This window comes from Flavihumibacter fluminis (genome assembly GCF_021491375.1).
GTDB classification, from domain to species: Bacteria; Bacteroidota; Bacteroidia; order Chitinophagales; family Chitinophagaceae; genus Flavihumibacter; species Flavihumibacter fluminis.
Window position 1 is genome coordinate 1 of the sequence record NZ_JAKEVY010000019.1, and the last position, 303, is coordinate 303.

Consider the following 303-nt stretch of genomic DNA (forward strand, 5'->3'; position numbering starts at 1 on the left):
TTCGACGGGATTTGCGAAACCCAAGGTGCATGCCGAGGGGCGGTTTGCCTCGTAAAAAGCCGCAAAAAATAGTCGCAAACGACGAAAACTACGCTTTAGCAGCTTAATAACCTGCTTAGAGCCCTCTCTCCCTAGCCTCCGCTCTTAGGACGGGGATCAAGAGAGGTCAAACCCAAAAGAGATCGCGTGGAAGCCCTGCCTGGGGTTGAAGCGTTAAAACTTAATCAGGCTAGTTTGTTAGTGGCGTGTCCGTCCGCAGCTGGCAAGCGAATGTAAAGACTGACTAAGCATGTAGTACCGAGG

At 51.5% G+C, this 303-nt stretch carries 1 other RNA gene; it reads left to right on the forward strand.

What is annotated here, in order from left to right:
- Positions 1–303, forward strand: a transfer-messenger RNA (tmRNA) gene (gene ssrA / locus L0U88_RS20720); the annotation flags it as partial.